Raw genomic sequence first — 19,180 nt, forward strand, 5'->3', positions numbered from 1 at the left:
GATCTGATGACCAAAGCTGTCCAGAAAATCACCCTGTCCCCTTCACGGGATATCCCTTTTGACAAGCTGGTGCTGAGCCAGTCCAATGTGCGGCGCATCAAGGCTGGCGTATCCGTCGAGGAACTGGCCGAAGATATCGCTCGCCGCGGTCTCTTGCAAAGCCTGAGCGTGCGGCCAGTCTTGGCTGACGATGGGACCCAGACCGGCAAGTTCGAGATCCCGGCCGGTGGCCGCCGGTTCCAAGCATTGTCCCTGCTGGTGAAGCAGAAGCGTTTGACAAAGACCACGCCCATTCCCTGCATCGTCCGCGATGCCGCGTCCAGCATCCTGGCCGAGGACGATTCCCTTGCAGAAAACTTGCAGCGCGTCGCCCTGCACCCGCTCGACCAGTTCCGTGCGTTTGTGGCGCTGCGGGATAAGGGCCAGAGCGATGCAGAGATTGCTGCGGCCTTCTTCGTGACGCCGCAGGTCGTGAAGCAGCGCTTGAAACTCGGTTCCGTCGCCCCTGCCCTGCTTGAGATCTATGCCGAGGACGGCATGACGCTGGAGCAGCTCATGGCCTTCACCGTGAATCCTGATCACGCGCGTCAGGTTCAGGTCTGGGATGTGATCGATTCATCCTGGAACAAGGAGCCATTCCAAATCCGGCGGATGCTGACCGAGACCTCGGTCCGGGCGTCTGACCGACGCGCGGTCTTTGTGGGTGTTGAGGCCTATGAAGCGGCGGGCGGCACGATGTTGCTTGACCTGTTCCAGGGCGATGACGGTGGCTGGCTCGAAGACCCAGCCCTGCTCGATCGGCTGGTGGCGGACAAACTCCAGGCCGAGGCTGAGAAGGTTGCCGTTGAGGGCTGGAAGTGGATCGAGGTCGCGCTTGACCTGCCCTACGGCTACAACCACGGGCTGCGGTCCCTGTCCGGTAATCCGGCACCAATGACGGATGAGGAAGGTGCGGCCCATGCCAAGCTGCTCGCCGAGTATCGGGCGTTGGAAGACGAATACGCGGGTCAGGATGAATTCCCCGACGAGATCGACACACGTCTTGGCGAGTTGGAGGTCGCCATGGAAAAACTCGAGGCCAGGCCATTGATCTTCGACGCGGAGGAGATCGGGCGGGCAGGGGCGTTCGTCACGCTCGACCGCTACGGCGCGCTGGCCGTCTATCGCGGCTATGTGCGGTCAGAGGATGAGCCTGTTGAGGAGGCCGCGGTCCAGGATGGTACTGATCCTGCGGTAGCGGGGCAGGGGGACGATCGTGGTCTCGCCGATGGCCATGGCAGTGCCGCTCATGGCGGAACCGTCATCATGTCGGGTGGCCAGCCGATCGGAGCTGACTTGCCGGAGGATGAGGACGACGGGGCGCTGAAGCCGCTGCCAGAGCGGTTGGTCATGGAGTTGACGGCCCACCGGACGCTGGCGCTGCGTGAAGCGATCGGTCGCTCGCCGGATGTCGCGCTGACACTTTTGCTTCTGAAGCTCGTCACTGACACCTTCCGTACCTCCGGGGCGTCAGGCAGCTGCCTCGAGGCATCTGTGCGTCAGGTCTATATGTCAGCGCAAGCGAGCGATCTGAAGGACAGCGTGGTGGCCAAGCTGGTCGACGAACGTCATGCGGAATGGGAAGCCGATCTGCCGCTTGGCGATGATGCAGCGCTCTGGGACTATCTGGAGGTCCTCGACCAGGGCAGCCGTCTGGCCTTGCTGGCGCATTGCCTCAGCTTCGGCGTCAACGCGCTGCATGAGAAGGTGAACCCTTACGGGGCAGGCATCTCCGCAGGCGGTCTGACCCGTCGTATGGCGCATGCCGATCTCGTGGCGCGTGCCGTCGATCTCGATATGGTCGAGGCGGGTTGGGAGCCGACGGTCGACACCTATCTCAACCGTGTGCCCAAGGCCCGCATCCTCGATGCCGTGCGTGAGGCCAAGGGGGAGGGGACAGCCCAGCTCCTCGATCACCTGAAGAAAGGCGAGATGGCCAGTGAGGCCGAGCGCTTGCTGAAGGGCAGCGGCTGGTTGCCCGAGGTCCTGCGCCGGAACGATCTCGTGGCGCTGGACGGTGAGGACTGTGCCGAAGGGCAGGGGACGGATGTCGAAGTGGCTGACAGCGTCAGTGAAGCTGACCTTCCTGCATTCCTGATGGATGACCTGCCTGCTCAAGGCGCGTCGATGCTGGCCGCCGAATAGCGTGATCCAGCGGGGGGCGGAGATTCCGCCCCCAATCACCCAATAGCATAACAATATCAATACGATGAGTGCGATTACTCGCATTCAGAATGAGGAATCATGTCTGCAACAACCATCATCGACACCGGGCCCCTTGGGGCGCTCATTCGCTGCACCGACGGCAGCCCCAAGCCGCCGGCACGCTTCACGAAGAAGCTGGCGACCTGGGAGCGTTCGAACGGTGTCGGCCGCCTTGTGAAAAAGGAGCCACCCCGGCCTTACGCGACCTGGACTGCTCCCGCGTCGTTCACGCTGCATGAGGGTAACTTCTCCTCGGACGGGGTGATCCTCGTCACCATCATGCGCAGCCATTCCGCTGACAGTGCCCTCGTCTTCCAGGTGGCCGAGGAGCCGAAGCCCGGGCAGGTGCGTGTGCTCCTCGACTTCGGCGGCAACACGGAGCTGCTGCATTTGGCGGAATCCATCACCGCGGCCGAGCTTTGGATCGCCAAGGAAGGATACCGCAACGCGCGGCTTGAGATCGTCGGCGATGAACAGGGCGAAAGGGCAGGGGGCGCGGACCTGGCCGCCTGAGCCCAACTGAAACCGAGGAGCCCGCCCAAGCGCGGGCCTCTCATCCATTACAACCTTGTCCTTTGAGTTCGCGGGGCGCCAAAGGAACCATCCCCAACGAAGGACGTCTTCAACCAAGAGCCTGCCCGGGAGGCTGGCGGCGTTAGAAGCATCAGCGGGACAACCGGCTCCAGTCGTCAGGGCACCATCCCTCGCTCGCCATTCCCTTCCTTGCCCCGAATCCTGTCTTCGAGATCAACCCGCGAGGGGTCGGACTACGGGCAAGCCCGTGCCGCCGGGTGGATTCGGACGAGCCGAACGCACCCGGTGATGTCAGCCAGTATTCGGGCCTTCGAGGTCCTGTCGCGCGGGGGATGGTCCCCCGCCTCCAAGACAGGAGCCAAACAGATGTCCCGCAAAGATGCTCACGCCTTCGCCGCCTCCCTCGCCGCCACGCTCATGGTCTCGATCGTCGTCTTCCAGGCTGGGGATGGAACCTTCGGCGCCGTCCCCGCCGATGAAATCGACGGAGACGAGGTCGTGATAGTCTCGGAGTACGATCCCTTCGGGTGAGGCTTCGGCCTCACTTCTCGAGGGCCGGGGCGCGGCGCAGTCGCGCCGCCAGGTCTATCTCCGGCCGCGTGATCGGCGGTGCCGATCTGAGAAACGCCTGTAGCCCATCAGGGCAGATCGTAGTGCCCACAGGGCGGGGAGCGGACGCTGGAAAAACTTCAGCGCGCACACCTTTGGGCGGAAAAACAGTCACTCGCTGCTTGTTGGAGGTGCGTTCACCCCGCCGTTGCATTGGCGATGTTCGACTGGCACAAGGTGCTAACGGGAGGCGGCGAAGCACTTGCTAAATTATCACGATCTATCTGATGACCAATTTGAGCAAGTTGTCGTTGCATTGGGCCAGCGCCTTTTCGGTGCGGGATTTAGTGGCTTTACAAAGGGGAAAGACGGCGGGAAGGATGGGAAGTTTCGCGGCATCGCTCAAGCATACCCTTCCACGGCGTCACCATGGAAAGGCGGTACGATCGTTCAAGCCAAGCATACCATGGGCCTCAATGCGTCCTTCAGCGATAAGACTTTCTTCAATCCTGATACGGAAACGGGCGTGCTACCGGACGAACTCCCGCGGATCGTCGAAATGATCCGGGCAGGAGAACTTGATAACTATCTTGTTGTTTCGAACAGAAAATTGACCGGGATCGCCCAAGGTAAACTGGAGACGTACCTACACGGAAAAACGGGTTTGCCCAAGGAACAACTGGGGTTCCTTGGCACCAGCCAGCTTGATGACCTGCTTGCGTTGTATCCCGATGTCCGAAGCCGCTTGAACTTTCGGCCGCTTGATCGCCCTCTTATTGTTCGGCCGGACGAGTTGGCGGAGACAATTGAGGCGTTCCGAGACGCGCTTGCAGAGTTGGACGTCCCGGTATCGAAAGACTTGCCGACCGCGCGCACTCCGTTTGAAGAGAAGAACCGCCTCAACAATATGAGTGAAGATTACGCCAAGAAATTGCGCAGTTTATATCTAGCAGTTACGAAGCAGATTGACGTCTTTCTTAGCGACCCCAAGAACGAGGCCTTCCAAGCAGCATACCATGACGCTACTGAAGAATTCTCGCTCAAGATAATAGAATTCCAGAAAGAAGGAGACACATTCGACAGTATTTTCAACTATCTTCTAGACATGTTGATAGACCGCTCGTCTACTTTGAGAAGCAACCAACGCCTTACCCGGGCCATGTTGTTCTACATGTACTGGACTTGCGACATCGGGACGAACGCCGATGCTTAGGCCCACGAAGCATGCCCATCCGGACCTTACCGTTATGAACATGGCCTACCTACTGCTCACACGGCTTCGGAAGTCCCGAAGCGAGAGCTATTCGGACCTTCTGCGATACGCGACATTATCGAGTTCGAGTGGTGAAAAACTCTTTCTCCCCTCCCTGAATTTTCTCTTTTTGCTTGGATTGGTGCGTTACCACCCCAAGGGCGACCGATTTGAATACATAGGTGCCAAGTGAAACTCGTGCGCCTCTACTCCAACCTTGATCACTATTTCACACCCGTCGATTTCAACGCGGGCTTCAATGCTGTAGTCGCGGAAATACGGCATCCTGAGAACCGAAGCAAAAGCTCCCACAACCTGGGCAAGTCGACACTCGCTCGCGTGATCGATTTTTGCCTATTGGGAAAAATTGATAAAGACCACTTTTTCAAGAAGCGGGGTGATCTATTCTCAGAATTCGTTTTTTTTCTTGAACTCCAACTTCTCGACGGAAGCCATTTGACAATCCGGAGGTCCGTCCAATCACCAACAAGAATCTCTTTTAAGAAATCAGAGGCTTCTGAACCTGACCTGTCATCATTGGGTGATGACGGTTGGACACACTCAAACCTAGCCTTTGAAAAGGCGCAGGCTCTTCTTGATGGCTATCTCGACTTCACAGACATCAGCCCATGGAAGTACCGGGAGGCTCTGGGGTATTTTCTCCGCCGCCAATCAGACTATGACGATGTCTTTAAACTTCAACGCCACATGGGGGCTGACATCCATTGGAAGCCGCTTCTAGCTCGCGTTTTAGGATTGGATGCCTCGTTGTTCAAAGAGCGTTACTCGATGAAGAACGACATCGATCAGAAGCAAGTGGAGCTCCAAGCATTTGAGAATCAAAGCGGCGCCACTGAAGAGCAACTGGAAAATGCTGACGCACTGTTGCAGCTTCGCGAGGCCGATGTCGAACGTATGCAGTCAGAACTTGACCAATTTGACTTTGAGGAAGCTGACGCAGCTGCGACTGATCGTTTGGTAGGGAATATCGATCAGGAGATCGCAGCATTAAACGATCGACGTTACGCATTGACTTATAATGAGCGTGAAATTAGTGATGCCCTGAAAGATGAAAAAATTTCTTTTGACCCCCAGAAGGCGAAGTCTTTGTTTGATGAGGTGGGGATCCTTTTCCCTGATCAGATCGTCGCTGATTTCGAGCAGCTCATCGCTTTTAATCGCGCGATCACTCAAGAACGACAGCAGTACCTTCGAGAAGAGCTGGCCGCAACTCGTACTGAGTTGACCGAGATTGGTCGAAAACTGGCACAATTGAACAGCGAGCGAAAATCGGCTCTCGCCTTTTTGCGGTCGGAAGACGTATTCACAAAGTATAAAGAAGTCTCAGCGCGGATTTCAAGAATCAATGCTGAGGTCACTATACTGCGAAAGCAGCAAGAATTCAGGACCAACATCCAAGAAAAACGTGAAGAGCTTCGCTCTCTTAGAGCCACATACTCTATGCAACAAGGTTTAGCCGAACGTCAGGTCAGGTCAGTCAGTCAAGATCCTGAAAGCCTGTTGGCACAAACTCGTAAACACTTCAGCTCGATCATCGAACGTGTCCTCGGGCGGAAAGCACTCTTAAATGTGCGAGTAAACTCCGAGGGGAACCTCGACTTCCGGGCGGATTTTGTTGATGATAACGAGCTTGCGACTAGTGAAGGTGACGGCACCTCCTACCGGAAGCTTCAATGTGTGGCCTTCGATTTGGCTGTTCTTCGCGCCCACGTGGATGGAAAGTTTCCGCGCTTCGTCTATCACGATGGCGTTTTCGAGGCATTGGACCCACGCCCAAAACAGAACCTTTTGGATGTGATACGAGAGTACAGTGATCTTGGGATTCAAACGGTGATTACGCTAATTGGTTCAGATGCACCGCCGCCTGAGGCTGGCGCCGGCGACGTGTTTGGACCGGACGAAGTGGTCGTGAAGCTACACGATGATGGGAAGGAAGGGCGCTTGTTCAAGTTCGAGAGCTGGTAACTGCCTATACGCTCAAGACGAAGATCTCATCTGGATTGGATGACCGCTATTATTGGGCGATCCGCAGCTTAGGAGCACCTGAGCCAGCGACCGCTCTGGGTCGATCGCGTAGGTCAAGCCTTTAACTGATGGCAAGGTCGCTCGCGGTCTTTCCCGCTTCCAGGGCTTCTACGAACCACTGCGGTTTCCGCCCTCGGCCGGACCAGGTGAGCGCCGGGTTCTCAGGGTGCCGGTATTTCGCCGCGGCAGGCGCACGGGAGGATTTCGTTTCGGTGCCGACAAGTTCGGACAGGGAGTAGCCCAGATCCCGGGCGAGAGCTTCCACCTTGGCGCGGGCTTCCGCCTTATGCCGATCCTCAAATGTGGTAATCGCCTTGGCGACGTCCTTCTGCATTTTCTTCAGCTCGCTGAGCGACAGTGCCTCGAGATCGTAATCAGCCATTGATGCGGTCCGTGTCCTGAATGTCCCGGTATCGATAGCCTGTCGATGCAAGGTGCCGCAACGCCCGGCAGGCAAGGGCAGGGGTGGCAGATGCTGGTGATCGCAGTTCTCGTCGCCAGTGAGGTGCTGAACTGGGGATCAGGCAGTCCCGATTGGCAGGATGACAGGGTCTGGCATGGGCTCCCCGCGCCTCTCTGCCTTCCGGGGCCATCCCTTCGACTGACAATCCCCTAATCCCGTTCGGTCTCCTGCGCGCAACCCCGCGTCAGTCCGGGCCGTGTTGCCCCGTTGGGGCTGCCCGCTCCACCCCGGTCCTCTGGGGGTTTCCGGCGTCCGTGCCGTCCACCGTGCACGCGTCATCCGACGGGCTTTTTCCGGGTCTTGTCGAAGGGACGGTCCCGAAGACAGGACACACAGGAGCTTATCATGCAAAACATCGTCATCCTCGCCGGCAACATCGGCCAAAAACCCGAAGCCCGCACCACCCAAGGCGGCACCAACATCACCAACTTCAGCCTCGCCACCTCGCGCCCCCGCCTCTCGGAAGGTCGCGTCCTTCGCGACGAGAACGGCTACCGTGTCATGGACAACGAATGGCACCGCATCACCTGCTTCAACGGTCTCGGCAAGACCGTCGCCGAGCATTGCGAAAAGGGCATGAAGGTCCTCGTCCACGGCCGCATCCACTACAGCAAGTGGATCGACAGCATGGGGAACGACCGCTACGGCTGCGAGATCATCGCCGAGAAGGTCGACTTCCTAAGCCGGCCGAAGTCGGCCGAGAACGAAAACCCCGAACTGGTCGACCGCGACGACGAGATCCCGTTCTGAAAAGAACGGGGTCTCCCCCTCGGGCCCGGCGGGGTAACCCGCCGGGTTCGCGGCATGACCCAAAAGCAACCTTGAGCCCACAATGACCAATGTCGCGGGGCATGCGAATGGCTGCTATCGCTGCGTTTCGGGCAACGGCTCGCCAGTGATGTAGGTATACGACCCACGGACCAGTTGCAGCACCACGTCCAGTTCGGCTTCGGTAATTGGCGTATAGATCATCACGAACCCCTCCCAACCCGCGCGCTGATCGGCCCAAGGATGTGCCACGGCCCAACCGGCGTCTATCGCGGCACGGGCAGTATCGGGGTGCAGCGCGGCATGCAGACTGCCATCAGGGTGAAGATGGGCGAACTCGCGTCCGCCGACGATGGCCTGCGGTTGTGCCATCGGGGCGTCGCTTGTCAGCTGAAACCCAACCGCACCGGGGAGCGATACGCGGGTCGCCCCAAGAACGACCCAGGGAAGTGCAGCGACTTGACGCAGCATTTCTTCTGACAACTCAGGGACCGGCGATACGCCGATCTGCACGTGCGGCACGCCGTTCGTCGTCTCCGGACGCGCGCCATCGCGCATCGGGAAAGTGACGTTCTGGGCGGACGCGGGCACCGCCGCAGTGAGCAGCGATACTGCGGCCGGGATCAGAAGCAGGTTTGAAAGTCTTGGCATCTCGATATCCTTTTGGTCCCGGCCGCAGCGTTGATTGTCTGGCTCAAGTCGCATGAAACGCCCGGCTCACGGCAAAGCTGTCCTCGAACCAGTTCCATAGGACGATCTGTCCGTCGCGGACCTTGGCGCGCAGGGCAAAGGTGAACGCGTCGGTTTCCGCGCCAGAGGCCGTCAGCCGCAATCTCATCCGGCCGAAGACGGCCACGGTGTCACCGGAGGCGAAAGCGTCCTGGTTTTCCCAGTGGGTGACCTGAACATTCTGCGAGAACGTGCCAAGAAAGCTGAAGATCGTCTCCTTGCCTTCCCACGTGCCGATCCATGGCAAGGCGGGATCACCTTCGTTTTGCCAGACCATGTCGTCGGCCATAAGCGCACCCATGGCATCCATGTCACCGCCGCCCATGGCCCCCATGAAGGCCATGACTGTATCGAACGAGGCTTGGGTTGCGTCGTCGGTGGTCTGCGCGGTCGCTGGCGCTGCAAGGGCAATCCCGGTCGCGGCGGCTGCGGATGCGGCAAGAAGCTGTCGTCTGTGCATGTTGATACTCCTGTTGGGGGGCAGATCACCGGCCGGAAAGCTGCTGCAACGCGCTTGCCCAATCTTCTACATGGTAGGTCCGAACGATGACGCCATCGTCCAACTCGTGGATGTCGATGGTCAGGATGTCGAAGCTGCGCCCTTCACCATCCACGCCGAAAAACGGGCCTGTCGGCGTTCCCGTCGTACGGCTGCGCACGGTGACGAAATCACCGTCCTGATGCATCGCCTGCACGGACCAGTCGAGATCAGGAATGAGTTGGCTGAAGAACCCCATCTGTCCGACGAACCCGTCGCGGCCCTCGTTCTCGCCGGAGTAGTCGCCTACACTTTCCCAACTCTCGGACGTCGCGCCAAGGAACGCCGCAACATGGGTCTCGGACCCGGGATTGCTAAGCAAGTCGTAGAAGGTTTGCACGGTCGCCATGTCGTCGGCGGCGGCACTGGTTGCAATGGCTGTCAGCCCAAGCGTGGCTGCTGCAAGCGTTGTCCGGAATGCGTTCATAGATGTGTCTCCTGGTTGGTCAAAAACAGTGCCGCGCGGGGGTGCGGGCCTCCTGCCACCAAGATGGACAAATCCAGATACTGGCATAAGATAGGATAGATAGATTTAACTGTTCGGAAATCTTACTTTATGATCGACCGATTGCGCCAGATGGCGATCTTTGCCAAGACGATTGACCACGGCTCCTTCCGCGGGGCTGCCCGGGAACTACGGCTGTCGCCTTCGGTGGTCAGTCACCACATCTCGCAGCTTGAAGACAGCCTTGGCGTCGCGCTGATCTATCGCTCGACCCGAAAGTTGACGCTGACGCGCGAAGGTCACAGGCTGCTGGCTGCAGCGCAGAAGATGCTGGAGGCTGTCGAGGGCGAGTTGGCGGAACTGTCGATGTCCGCAAATGCGCCAAGCGGTGAGCTTCGCATGACCATTCCATCCGTCCTGTCTCAATCGCATTTCACAGAGCAAATCGCGGCCTTTTCCAAGGCCCACCCGAGGATCAGACTGTCTCTGGATTTTTCGGACATCCGACGCGACCTGATCGATGACGGCTTTGATATCGCGATCCGAATGGGCCCCAAGGCGAAAACCACCGCCACCTCCCGCAAACTGTTTTCGGTCGAGCGCAGATTGGTCGCCTCCACCGACTACCTCGCATCGCGCTTGGCTCCGGATCATCCCGATGACATTGCCGACTGGGATTGGCTGGCCCTCATTCCGGTTCAGAACGCCCCTGTGTCGTTCACCAAGGCGGGGGGCACGCAAGCAACGGTCAAGCCCGAAGCGCGTGTCTTTGCCAACGATGCTCAGGCGCTCTATCGCCTGGCGCGTGCGGGTGCAGGGCTCGCCATCGTTCCGGATTTCCTAGCTCGCGAGGACGTGCAAGTGGGAACAATGGGATACGTTCTGCCCAAATGGAAGTTGCGTGTGATTGATGTCTTCGCAGCTTGGCCTGCCAACGCTCCAAAGCACGGCCTTATCCATCTGGCATTGGACGCTTTAAGTCAGAACAGGCCCTGAAGCTGCCGACGACCCAGTCGCAGCGAAAGCACTGTTTTCCCGCATTGCTGCCGATCAAGCCAAGGTTTCGAGAGTCAGAGAAGGGCTGGTTGCTTTCGCGACGGGTTTAGGGCTGGGAGAGCGGCTCCCGGCGCCTGTCACGGAGGAATGCCGATGGGTGTTGTGGAAGTTCTGGATCCAGGTCAGCCGGCTCGGGCTGGTGGCTGGAAAGTGGATGTGAGCAGGGGTGAGCGGAACGGGCGGGTATCGTCCGAATGGTTCAACCGGCCCGATGACGAGCGGTATCTCTCGCTCGACGATCTCTGGGCCAATGTGAAAGGCCGGTCGGAGCGCAGCCGCAGCCGCGTGGTACAGACGGCGGATATCCGGGTCGAGGCTGCGCGCGACAACCCCGAGCGGTTGCACTTGATGCTGCCGAAGGCACAAGAACCGGTCGCGCCGACGCATTGGGCGTTTGGCCAGCTTGCCAGCATCGTCGGCGCCCCGGCCTCCTACCTGCGGCAGTTGCCGGCGCCGCTGGCGGGCATCAACCTGCAATATGGTCTGACCAACCACCGCGCCGAGCAGGTGAAGACCTTCGAGACCGAAGATGGCCGCACGGAGTTGCGCGCCGTGACCGGCCCGGACTATGGCCGCATCCATGACCACGAGTTGGTCGAGGCGGTGCAGCGCATCGCGGGCAATGGCACGGGCGACACGCGCTGGAAGGTGCCGGGCGTGCTCGACTGGTCGACCGGGGTCTACAACCCTGATGTCGAGATCAGCCGCGACACGACCACGCTTTATGCCTCGGACCGCGATGTCTTCCTGTTCCTGGTCGATGATCGCAACCCGATCGAGGCGGGCAAGTTGCCGGACGGCTCCCCCGATCTCTACTTCCGGGGTTTCTACTGCTGGAACTCCGAAGTGGGGGCAAAGACCCTCGGCATGGCGAGCTTCTACCTGCGAGCCGTGTGCCAGAACAGGAATCTCTGGGGGGTCGAGGATTTTCAGGAGATCCGGATCCGGCATTCGAAATACGCAGCCTCCCGCTTTGCCCATGAGGCGGCACCGGCGCTGACGCGGTTTGCCAATTCCTCGCCGCAGGGCTTCGTGAACGGCATCAAGGCGGCGCGGCAGCAGATCGTGGCGCGCAGCGATGAGGACCGTGCGAATTTCCTGAGGAAGCGCGGCTTCTCGAAGCCCGAATCTGGCAAGATCATCGAGAAGGTGCTGATGGAAGAGGGCCGCCCGCCCGAAAGCATCTTCGACTTCGTGCAGGGTATCACGCGACTTGCGCGCGACAAAACCCAGCAGGATGCGCGGCTCGACATGGAAGGGCGCGCCAAGAAGCTCCTCGACCGGGTCGGCTGACACCGGCCCGCCACTGCGACCGCCTGCATGCGCGGCGGTCGCACTTTCCCCTTCGACAAGCGCCCGAATGGACCTGCCCAGAAGTGGCCGGGGGCCTCGACGCGTGCAGTTCTGCGAGATCCCCATGACCCCCCAAGAAGAAACCATCGTCCTCGAGGCCCGTGACATCCTCGGCCGCTACCTCAGCCAGAACCCGGTCATCAGCAGCTGGCAGGCGCTCATGGACTATTGCGCGCTTACCGTCCGCGGACCGGTCGAGCGCTTCCACGTCCTCTATCTCGACCGCAAGAACCGCATCATCTCCGATGAGCTTCTCTCGACGGGCACGGTTGATCACGTCCCGGTTTATCCGCGCGAGGTGATCAAGCGGGCGCTGATGCTGAACGCCAGCGCCCTGATCCTGATCCACAACCACCCGTCCGGCGATCCGACGCCGTCGGAGGCCGATGTCAGCATGACCAAGGAGATCCAGAAGGGCTGCAAGTATCTCGGCCTCACGCTGCACGATCACATCATCGTCGGTGCCGGGACGGAGCTGAGCCTGCGGGCGCTCGGCAAGCTCTGACGCTGTGGCTAGTTGTGGAACGTCAACAGGTTGTTCCGATCCAATCCTAATCGGCTGATTGGTGGTTTAGACTTTAGCGCCGAGTGCGGACGGTGCCAATTGTAGAGATGCGTCCATACGGGCAGCTCCGCCGCGCGGTCTTCTGAGGTCTGGTAGGCGCGGGCATAGGCCCATTCGCGCAAAGCGGTTTGGATGAACCTTTCAGCTTTGCCATTGGTCTTCGGCGTGTAGGGTTTGGTCCTGATGTGCCGGATGCCGAGCCAGGCGCAGGCTGCCTTGAAGGCATTGGATTTGTAGCAACTGCCGTTGTCCGTCATGACCCGCGCCACCTTCACGCCCATGGACGCATACCACGCCACCGCCGCCTTCAGATGTGCGACTGCGCTGACTGCCTTCTCGTCCGGATGGATTTGAGTGGAGGACAGCCGTGACGCATCATCGATGCAGACATGCACATACTCCCAACCGATCCCGCGACTGTTGGACTGGCCTGTCCTGTCGCCGGTGATGCGATGGCCGGTGCGCTCGAACTTGCCGAGGCGTTTGATATCGAGGTGGATCATGTCGCCGGGATGCTCACGTTCATAGCGCCGCACCGGCTCGGCAGGCTCCAGATCGCGCAGGCGGCTGAGGCCCGCCCGGCGCAGCACCCGGCTCACCGTGGCAGGCGAAACGCCGGTCTTGGCAGCAACATGCGCCCCCGTCAGGCGTTCACGGCGCAAGGAAATGATCCGCTCCGCGACATCCTCAGGCGTCGGATTGCGCAGAGAATGCGGCCGCGACCGGCGGTCCCGCAAACCGCTTCGGCCCTCCTGTTCATATCGTCGCCACCACTTCGCAGCGGTCTTGGCAGAACAGCCGCAAACGGCCCCGGCTTGCGAAAAGGCCATCCCGGCTGCGATCATCCCAACAAGCCGCTCTCGACCCAAAGGCGTCAGTCTGGCATTCTGATGCACGTTCATTCGATCCCTCCGAACAGTGTTGAAGCTTGGTAACTCCAACCAACTCGGTCAGGATCGAATGGACAACCTGTTGAAAGCTCACAGCTAGGTCATCACCGTCGCCCCTTCTAGGAAGAGGGCGGCGGTTTGATCTTTGACGAATGAGGCGGGGAGAGTGGCTTCCCGCGCCGTCGGAGACATTGCCATGTTTGACCTTCCCCTGCCGATCCAACCGAGCCCGCGACCGTTGGGCCCCGTTCCAAATTGCCCGACTGTCGCTCCTGATCCCAACCTACCTTTCGCGCTGACGCGGATGCACCGGACACCTGCAGCCCTGATGTCGGGCACCGCTGCCCCCGTAGTCGTTGAGCGTTTTGCGACGCTGGCCGATGCCATGCAGGGCGCGTGTGAACTTGCGGAGGACTACGGCCTCGATCCAGCGCCGCAGCTTCTGGCCATCCTTGATTGCGACCAGCGCCTGGTTCTTGCCGGGGCCGCCAGTCATGGCGCTGTGGCTTGGTGCCACCCTGTCGCCAATGCCCTTGAGGCGCGGGCCGTCGTGACCGAGGCGGTTCAACTTCGCGCCCAGGCTGGCCGTGCCATTGATTGGCACGAGCCTGAATTGGCGCAGCGGCTGCGTCACCGTGCTGATCTGCTGGATGCGCGTCTGGTCGACCCGCTCTGGCGCGCCTTTGCCGCTCGCGCGCTGCAGATCGCGGCGTGACGCCCGAGAGACAGAGGAGGGATGGGAGGGGTTTGAGCCTCGGGGGCCAGAAGAGTGCGCCACCTGGGGGGTCTGACCTGTCCTCACCGAACGGAGTTATCCATGACCCAGACTGAACCCACTCTGGCCGCCCCGCTGCGGCCTTCCACCGTCGATTTCAGGGTGATCCTTGCCGCGCATGCCGAACGCACCGCCCGGACCCTCGCTCTGCGCCCGGGCAACAAAGACCGGCTCTTCGATGGTCTCATTGCCGCCGGCATCACCCATGTCACTGTGACCTTCGACGGTGCCGGGGACAGCGGCCAGATCGAAAGCATCGGCGCATGGTCCGGCGAGACCGCCGTCGAGTTCCCGGCGACCGAGATCGCCTATGCGGCACTGACCTGGGACGACCCCGAGGTCGAGATGCGGCAGCTCTCGCTGGAAGATGTCGTCGAGCAGCTGGCCTACGACTTCCTCTCCGACGCCTATGGCAGTTGGGAAAACAACGACGGCGCTTACGGCGAGTTCTGCTTCGACGCATCCGCACGCTGTATCCATCTGGAGTTCAACGAGCGCTTCACCTCGTCCGAACTCTACACGCACGATTTCTGAGGGGGCGGCGATGGCACATCCCTACCACCACGCGCTGTCCTCGGTGAAGAAATGGGGCGGCACGGTCGACAATTTTATGGCGGTGCATGCCTGGTTCGACCAGAGCAAGGAGATCACCGCCGACTTCCGGCACCGGGCCCTGCGGCACCATGCCGAGGGCATATTCATGGCCGAGACGATCTTCGGCCAGACCCTCACGCTCTCGACCGGGCGCATCATCCCGACCCGATGGGTTGGCGAACAACATGTGAAAGAGGATCTCGGCTTCATCCCGAGCTTTGCCGATTGGGTGAAGGCCATCCGGCCCGAACCCTGGATGGGCCGGTCCGAGCGGATCGAGGCGCTGGTCGATCCGCATCACGCCTCGCCCGTGGTCGAGGTCAGCTGACATGACTGATCCCGCATACTTGCGCCTCGGTCTGCCGCCGACGGCATCGCCTCAGACAGTTCTGCGCGCGGCGGTCCGGGCGCTTCACCCCGACACGCGCGCCGTGCGCAGCTTCCGGACGGCGCGCAAGCGCTTCTACCTGCAGATGCTTTGTGCGCATGCCGCGCAACAGGCGGCGGGTGACAATCCTACCGGCTGATCGCTTCCAACCAACCCTTCATCCCAATCCAGCGCCCGGCCCCAAGGCCCTGGTTTCTCAATCTCAGGAGGTCCCCATGGCGGATTACTTCAACCATTTCTCATGCCTGATCGACGTCGGCAGCCCCGAAAAGGCCGCCCGCGTACTCGCGCTGTTTCATGACCTGCGCGCTGCGGATCAGGACGCCGACGACCCGGAGGTGGCGGGTTTCACCCTCGTGCATCAGGACGCGCCCGAGGGCAGCACCCTCTGGATCCATGATGATGAGCACGGCGATGTCGAGGCGGTCATCCGCTTCGTGCTGCGCCTGGCAGAAGACCTCGACCTCACCGGTCTCTGGGGGTTTCAGTACGGTCTGACCTGTTCCCGCCCGCGCCTCGACGCCTTCGGCGGCGGCGCGCATGTCATCGATCTCGGCGCGTGCAAGTCCATCGGCTGGACCAGCAGCCAGGAATGGCTCGCCGCCGCGCTGAACGGAGAGGACGCCGATGCCTGAGGTGATCTGCACCACCGTCTACCAGTTCCCCGAGCTTTCGGAAGCGGCCAAGGAAAAGGCGCGCAGCTGGTATCGCGAGATCGGGCCCCACGACGATTGGTGGGACGCGGTCTATGAGGATTTCGAGCGGGTCTGCGAAATCCTCGGCATCCGCCTGAAGACCACGCCCTTCCGCCTGATGGGCGGCGGCACGCGGGCAAAGCCCTGCATTTGGTTCTCCGGGTTCTGGAGCCAGGGCGACGGGGCCTGCTTCGAGGGCTACCTTAGCCATGCCAAGGGTGCGGCCGCGCGCATCCGCGACTACGCGCCCCAAGACGCGGCGTTGCACGGCATCGCCGACCGGCTGCAGGCCATCCAGCGGCGTAACTTCTACCATCTCGCTGCCGAGGTCAGCCACCGCGGCCGCTACTACCACGAATACACCATGGCCGTTGACGTCACGCGGCACAGCCCGACCTGGCAGCCACCGACCGAGGACGCCGAGGAGATCGTGACCGAGGCGCTGCGTGATCTGGCCCGCTGGCTCTACCGCCAACTTGAGGCTGAATACGACCACCTCACTTCGGACGAGGCCATCGAGGAAGGGATCATCGTCAACGAGTACACCTTCACCGAAGGAGGGCGCCACTTCGGGTGAGGCGGCACGGTTGAAAACTGTCAGAAAATTGCGCATTTTTCTGACAAAGGAGCGATCATGGAGCGCAGGGCCGAGAGCATTATGAAGGTCGCGATGACGTTGCCGGAGGGGGTGCCCTTGGCAGCGAAGGGGCTCCTGCACCTCGGCTCGCGCGCGGCGGTCGATCAGACGCTGTCGCGTCTGGCCGCGCGCGGCGAGCTGATCCGTGCGGGACGCGGCATCTACATGCGCCCGGTCCAGACACGCTTTGGCCCGCGCAGTCCGTCCGCTGAACAGGCGATTGAAGCACTCGCTGTGCAGCGGGGCGAGACGATCGTCCCGAGCGGTGCTGCCGCGGCAAACGTTTTGGGCCTCGCGACACAGGTGCCGGTCAAGTCGGTTTACCTCACCTCGGGGCGAAGCCGCGTACTGAACCTTGGCCGGCAAGCGGTCGAACTTCGTCATGCGCCGCGTTGGCAGTTGGCCCTTGGGAGCAAGACCTCCGGCCAGGTTGTCCGGGCTCTTGCCTGGCTCGGACCGGATGAGGCTCCCAAGGCCCTGCAAATCCTGCGATCCAAGCTCACGGAGACGGCAAAGACTGAACTGATGTCCGCCGCGCCGCAGTTCCCGACTTGGCTGGCACGATTGGTTGGAGAGATAGTCCATGGCTGAGGCATCAGTGCACCTGAGCGCTTTGCCTGGTGCCCATCCCGAGGCGGGAGGCAAATTCAAGACAGTCGACGCAGGGGGCCAATGCTCACCCGCCTCGCGACGGTGCGGTGCACGGTTCAGCCCAGAAGCTTCAGCAGGGCGTCGCGCTGCGCAGTGTGCTTTATGGGGTTGTCGCGCTTCAGCTTACTCAGGTTGAGGAGTTTCCACTGCACGGCTGGCAGGTGTACCGCCTGCAACCGGTCGATGGCCGCAAAGTCCGGCTCACCGTCTTGAAGTGTCAGAAGGAACTGCCTCGCATTGGCATCGAGTCGCGATTGCACATCGGCGATCATTTTCAGCCGCGTCGCCAGAAGTATGTCTAGGGGGACCGGTGTTCTGGTCATGCCCTCGAATTCCCGCGCGTAGGGTTGCCCGAGATCGATCAGGTTCGGATCGAGCAGCTCATGCGCCGGGCGCGGCGAACTGGCGACATAGATCAGGAAGGTCTGGAAGAGGTCCTGCGTCAGGCCCTCGTTCTCGTAAAGGAGCGTGACGTCGTAGAGATCCCGGGGATGCTGCCTGTCGAGGGCAGCGTGCAGTTTACCAGCGAACAGGTCTTCGAACGAGACGATCTGCATTTCAGCATAGCCATAAGCATCTTCCACAGCAGCCGAGACAGTCCGGATTTCCGGGTCGTGGACAACGCCTCGGGTCACGGGCGAGGTTTCGATCTTGATCTCGGCATTGCCGAGGCGCGCCAGAAGCCGCGTGGCTCCACCGCCGCCTCCTTGGATGCGTTGAGATTTCGCGCCGCGGATACCGGTCTCGATGGATGCGGCGATCCGATCCATCGCGGCGTTGATCTCGTTCAGGCTCTCTGCGCGATCCTTGATTGGCAGGTAGGTCAGGTCGATATCGACCGACAACCGCGGCAGGTCGCGATAGAACAGGTTGATGGCCGTCCCGCCCTTGAGCGCGAAGACGTTTTCGCTCGCGACATGGGGCAGGACGCGCACCAGGAGCGCAACTTGGGCTTCATAGGTCTCACGCGCCATTGCCGGCCTCCGGTTTTACGAAATCTTCCGGCACCATGATCCGATAGCGCGGGTGGATTTTGCCACCTCGGACCAAGGCTCGGTCGCCGCTGCCGAGGTCGAATGCCTGCGGGTCGACCCGTTTGCGCCAGGGATGATCGTGGCGGTCGGCAAAGACGAAGAACAGGCGCTTGACCTTGATCTTGCGGCACGCCTGGAGGAGGTCGGCAAGCAGTTTCGGGCGAAGGGTCGTCAGGCTCTCGAAGACCATATCGAGCGTGTGGAAGCTTTCATGGTCAGGCAACTCGTCCATGGCCTCAAGGATCGCGCGCTCCGGCGTCGACATCGTCAGACCCCAGTCCCATGGCTGGCCGGTCGTTTTGCCATCAATCAAGCCCAGTTTCGGATCGGTAAACAAGGATCGGGGGCGGGTTCTGATCGTGGCATCCATCGGCAGTTTCGCCAGCCAGTTGGGGATACTTTCCCCATAGACCCAGACCGGACCGCTTTCGCCGAGGCGCAGATAGTGGGCATGCCCCTGTTCGCCGAGCGCCGTGGTGCCGCCCACATGCAGGTCGTGGCCCATAATATGCTGCGTGGAGAGGATGCAGGTCTTCCAGTCGATGCCGTTCGATGTCGGGGTGGCTGCGGTGCTGGGGAGTGGGCGGCGGAATACGCCTCGGGTGATGCGGTCGAGCCAGCCGCGCTTCACATAGTCACGGAAGCTCTCATAGGCGATGCCTTGGGAGACCAGCCACGCGGCATCGACCAGATACCCGGCGGGCACTGCATCGAGCAGTTTCTTCAGATTCTGTGACCTTGCGGCGTCCATGATACCCAAATAGACATATTTTCAAAGAGACATCTACAGATTTCTTTGATGAGGATGCTTTTCTGGCGTTATGGACGCTCCAACATCACCATTTCCAAAGAACTGAGGGGCTAGCCCCAAGTGGAGGAAGATCTGAAGACGCTGGGTCGAGAGACGACTACGACTTGCGGTGGTTGCCGAAGGCCGATGTGGGCACCTCCCGGCGTCCCGCCAGGCCCAGGTC

Annotated in this window: 24 protein-coding genes; 17 read left to right on the plus strand and 7 right to left on the minus strand. The window is 60.8% G+C overall.

From position 1 onward, the window contains the following. The first annotated feature begins 6 nt into the window (after positions 1-6). From EP237_RS13390 to EP237_RS13410, 6 genes are all read left to right on the plus strand, one after another. A complete protein-coding gene (locus tag EP237_RS13390) occupies positions 7-2,184 on the plus strand; it encodes a ParB/RepB/Spo0J family partition protein (protein ID WP_127561402.1) in 2,178 nt (725 codons plus the stop codon). A gap of 99 nt (positions 2,185-2,283) precedes the next feature. Beyond that, positions 2,284-2,757, plus strand: coding sequence for a hypothetical protein (locus EP237_RS13395; protein WP_127561403.1), 474 nt, complete (start codon positions 2,284-2,286; stop codon positions 2,755-2,757). Positions 2,758-3,144: 387 nt separating this feature from the next. Beyond that, positions 3,145-3,309 carry a hypothetical protein gene (locus EP237_RS23145; protein ID WP_007803240.1) on the plus strand — a complete coding sequence of 55 codons (165 nt, stop codon included), beginning with the start codon at positions 3,145-3,147 and terminating at the stop codon, positions 3,307-3,309. 280 nt (positions 3,310-3,589) lie between these two features. Continuing rightward, a complete protein-coding gene (locus EP237_RS13400; protein ID WP_127561404.1) occupies positions 3,590-4,540 on the plus strand; it encodes an ABC-three component system protein in 951 nt (316 codons plus the stop codon). Further along, complete coding sequence (locus tag EP237_RS23785; protein ID WP_127561405.1) at positions 4,533-4,772, plus strand: ABC-three component system middle component 8; 240 nt, start codon at positions 4,533-4,535, stop codon at positions 4,770-4,772. The genes EP237_RS13400 and EP237_RS23785 overlap by 8 nt, the downstream gene beginning before the upstream one ends. Further along, positions 4,769-6,565 (plus strand): DUF2326 domain-containing protein, encoded by a 1,797-nt coding sequence (locus EP237_RS13410; protein ID WP_127561406.1) that lies wholly within the window; start codon positions 4,769-4,771, stop codon positions 6,563-6,565. Before EP237_RS23785 ends, EP237_RS13410 begins: the two co-directional genes overlap by 4 nt. Before the next feature lie 121 nt (positions 6,566-6,686). On the opposite strand, the gene EP237_RS13415 is transcribed toward EP237_RS13410, so the two are convergent. Beyond that, positions 6,687-7,007 (minus strand): H-NS histone family protein, encoded by a 321-nt coding sequence (locus EP237_RS13415; RefSeq protein ID WP_127561407.1) that lies wholly within the window; start codon positions 7,005-7,007, stop codon positions 6,687-6,689. A 426-nt stretch (positions 7,008-7,433) separates the two neighbouring features. Here EP237_RS13415 and EP237_RS13420 point away from each other — a divergent pair, with 426 nt between their 5' ends. Further along, a complete protein-coding gene (locus EP237_RS13420; protein ID WP_127561408.1) occupies positions 7,434-7,838 on the plus strand; it encodes a single-stranded DNA-binding protein in 405 nt (134 codons plus the stop codon). Positions 7,839-7,952: 114 nt separating this feature from the next. Here EP237_RS13420 and EP237_RS13425 read toward each other — a convergent pair whose 3' ends face one another. Genes EP237_RS13425 through EP237_RS13435 form a run of 3 tightly spaced genes read right to left on the minus strand, consistent with a single transcriptional unit; the run spans position 7,953 to position 9,550 of the window. Beyond that, positions 7,953-8,507: a luciferase domain-containing protein gene (locus EP237_RS13425; RefSeq protein WP_127561409.1), complete on the minus strand. Its 555-nt coding sequence runs from the start codon at positions 8,505-8,507 to the stop codon at positions 7,953-7,955. A gap of 43 nt (positions 8,508-8,550) precedes the next feature. Beyond that, positions 8,551-9,045, minus strand: a complete 495-nt coding sequence (locus tag EP237_RS13430) for a nuclear transport factor 2 family protein (RefSeq protein WP_206052296.1) — start codon at positions 9,043-9,045, stop codon at positions 8,551-8,553. 25 nt (positions 9,046-9,070) lie between these two features. Next, positions 9,071-9,550, minus strand: a complete 480-nt coding sequence (locus EP237_RS13435) for an ester cyclase (RefSeq protein ID WP_127561410.1) — start codon at positions 9,548-9,550, stop codon at positions 9,071-9,073. A 150-nt stretch (positions 9,551-9,700) separates the two neighbouring features. On the opposite strand from EP237_RS13435, the gene EP237_RS13440 reads away from it, so the two are divergent. From EP237_RS13440 to EP237_RS13450, 3 genes are all read left to right on the plus strand, one after another. After that, the gene (locus EP237_RS13440; RefSeq protein ID WP_240661636.1) at positions 9,701-10,564 is read left to right on the plus strand and encodes a LysR family transcriptional regulator; all 864 of its coding nucleotides are present in this window, start codon (positions 9,701-9,703) and stop codon (positions 10,562-10,564) included. Between the two features lie 153 nt (positions 10,565-10,717). Further along, positions 10,718-11,917 (plus strand): DUF932 domain-containing protein, encoded by a 1,200-nt coding sequence (locus EP237_RS13445; RefSeq protein ID WP_127561412.1) that lies wholly within the window; start codon positions 10,718-10,720, stop codon positions 11,915-11,917. Positions 11,918-12,041: 124 nt separating this feature from the next. Further along, positions 12,042-12,482, plus strand: a complete 441-nt coding sequence (locus EP237_RS13450) for a JAB domain-containing protein (protein ID WP_127561413.1) — start codon at positions 12,042-12,044, stop codon at positions 12,480-12,482. 8 nt (positions 12,483-12,490) lie between these two features. Here the strand turns inward: EP237_RS13450 and EP237_RS13455 are convergent, their stop codons facing one another. Then, on the minus strand, positions 12,491-13,444 hold the full coding sequence (locus EP237_RS13455) for an IS481 family transposase (protein WP_127561414.1): 954 nt from the start codon (positions 13,442-13,444) through the stop codon (positions 12,491-12,493). 184 nt (positions 13,445-13,628) lie between these two features. Between EP237_RS13455 and EP237_RS13460 the strand changes: the two genes are divergently transcribed. The 7 genes from EP237_RS13460 to EP237_RS13490 all read left to right on the plus strand — a co-directional run bounded on the left by EP237_RS13460 (position 13,629) and on the right by EP237_RS13490 (position 17,112). Beyond that, positions 13,629-14,147 (plus strand): DNA repair protein RadC, encoded by a 519-nt coding sequence (locus tag EP237_RS13460; RefSeq protein WP_127561415.1) that lies wholly within the window; start codon positions 13,629-13,631, stop codon positions 14,145-14,147. 102 nt (positions 14,148-14,249) lie between these two features. Next, positions 14,250-14,741, plus strand: a complete 492-nt coding sequence (locus tag EP237_RS13465) for a DUF6878 family protein (RefSeq protein WP_127561416.1) — start codon at positions 14,250-14,252, stop codon at positions 14,739-14,741. A gap of 10 nt (positions 14,742-14,751) precedes the next feature. Beyond that, on the plus strand, positions 14,752-15,129 hold the full coding sequence (locus tag EP237_RS13470; RefSeq protein WP_127561417.1) for a DUF6915 family protein: 378 nt from the start codon (positions 14,752-14,754) through the stop codon (positions 15,127-15,129). A 1-nt stretch (position 15,130) separates the two neighbouring features. Next, complete coding sequence (locus EP237_RS13475; protein ID WP_127561418.1) at positions 15,131-15,328, plus strand: hypothetical protein; 198 nt, start codon at positions 15,131-15,133, stop codon at positions 15,326-15,328. Between the two features lie 76 nt (positions 15,329-15,404). Continuing rightward, positions 15,405-15,824, plus strand: a complete 420-nt coding sequence (locus EP237_RS13480) for a hypothetical protein (RefSeq protein WP_127561419.1) — start codon at positions 15,405-15,407, stop codon at positions 15,822-15,824. Continuing rightward, positions 15,817-16,461: an antitoxin of toxin-antitoxin stability system gene (locus tag EP237_RS13485; RefSeq protein ID WP_127561420.1), complete on the plus strand. Its 645-nt coding sequence runs from the start codon at positions 15,817-15,819 to the stop codon at positions 16,459-16,461. Before EP237_RS13480 ends, EP237_RS13485 begins: the two co-directional genes overlap by 8 nt. 57 nt (positions 16,462-16,518) lie before the next feature. Further along, entirely contained in the window at positions 16,519-17,112 is a 594-nt protein-coding gene (locus EP237_RS13490; RefSeq protein WP_127561421.1) for a DUF6088 family protein, read from the plus strand. Positions 17,113-17,228: 116 nt separating this feature from the next. On the opposite strand, the gene EP237_RS13495 is transcribed toward EP237_RS13490, so the two are convergent. Then, positions 17,229-18,146 carry a nucleotidyl transferase AbiEii/AbiGii toxin family protein gene (locus tag EP237_RS13495; protein WP_127561422.1) on the minus strand — a complete coding sequence of 306 codons (918 nt, stop codon included), beginning with the start codon at positions 18,144-18,146 and terminating at the stop codon, positions 17,229-17,231. Next, entirely contained in the window at positions 18,136-18,957 is an 822-nt protein-coding gene (locus tag EP237_RS13500) for a type IV toxin-antitoxin system AbiEi family antitoxin (protein ID WP_127561423.1), read from the minus strand. Before EP237_RS13500 ends, EP237_RS13495 begins: the two co-directional genes overlap by 11 nt. Between the last annotated feature and the right edge of the window lie 223 nt (positions 18,958-19,180).

It is taken from the genome of Nioella ostreopsis (genome assembly GCF_004000255.1).
In the GTDB taxonomy this organism is placed as follows: Bacteria; Pseudomonadota; Alphaproteobacteria; order Rhodobacterales; family Rhodobacteraceae; genus Nioella; species Nioella ostreopsis.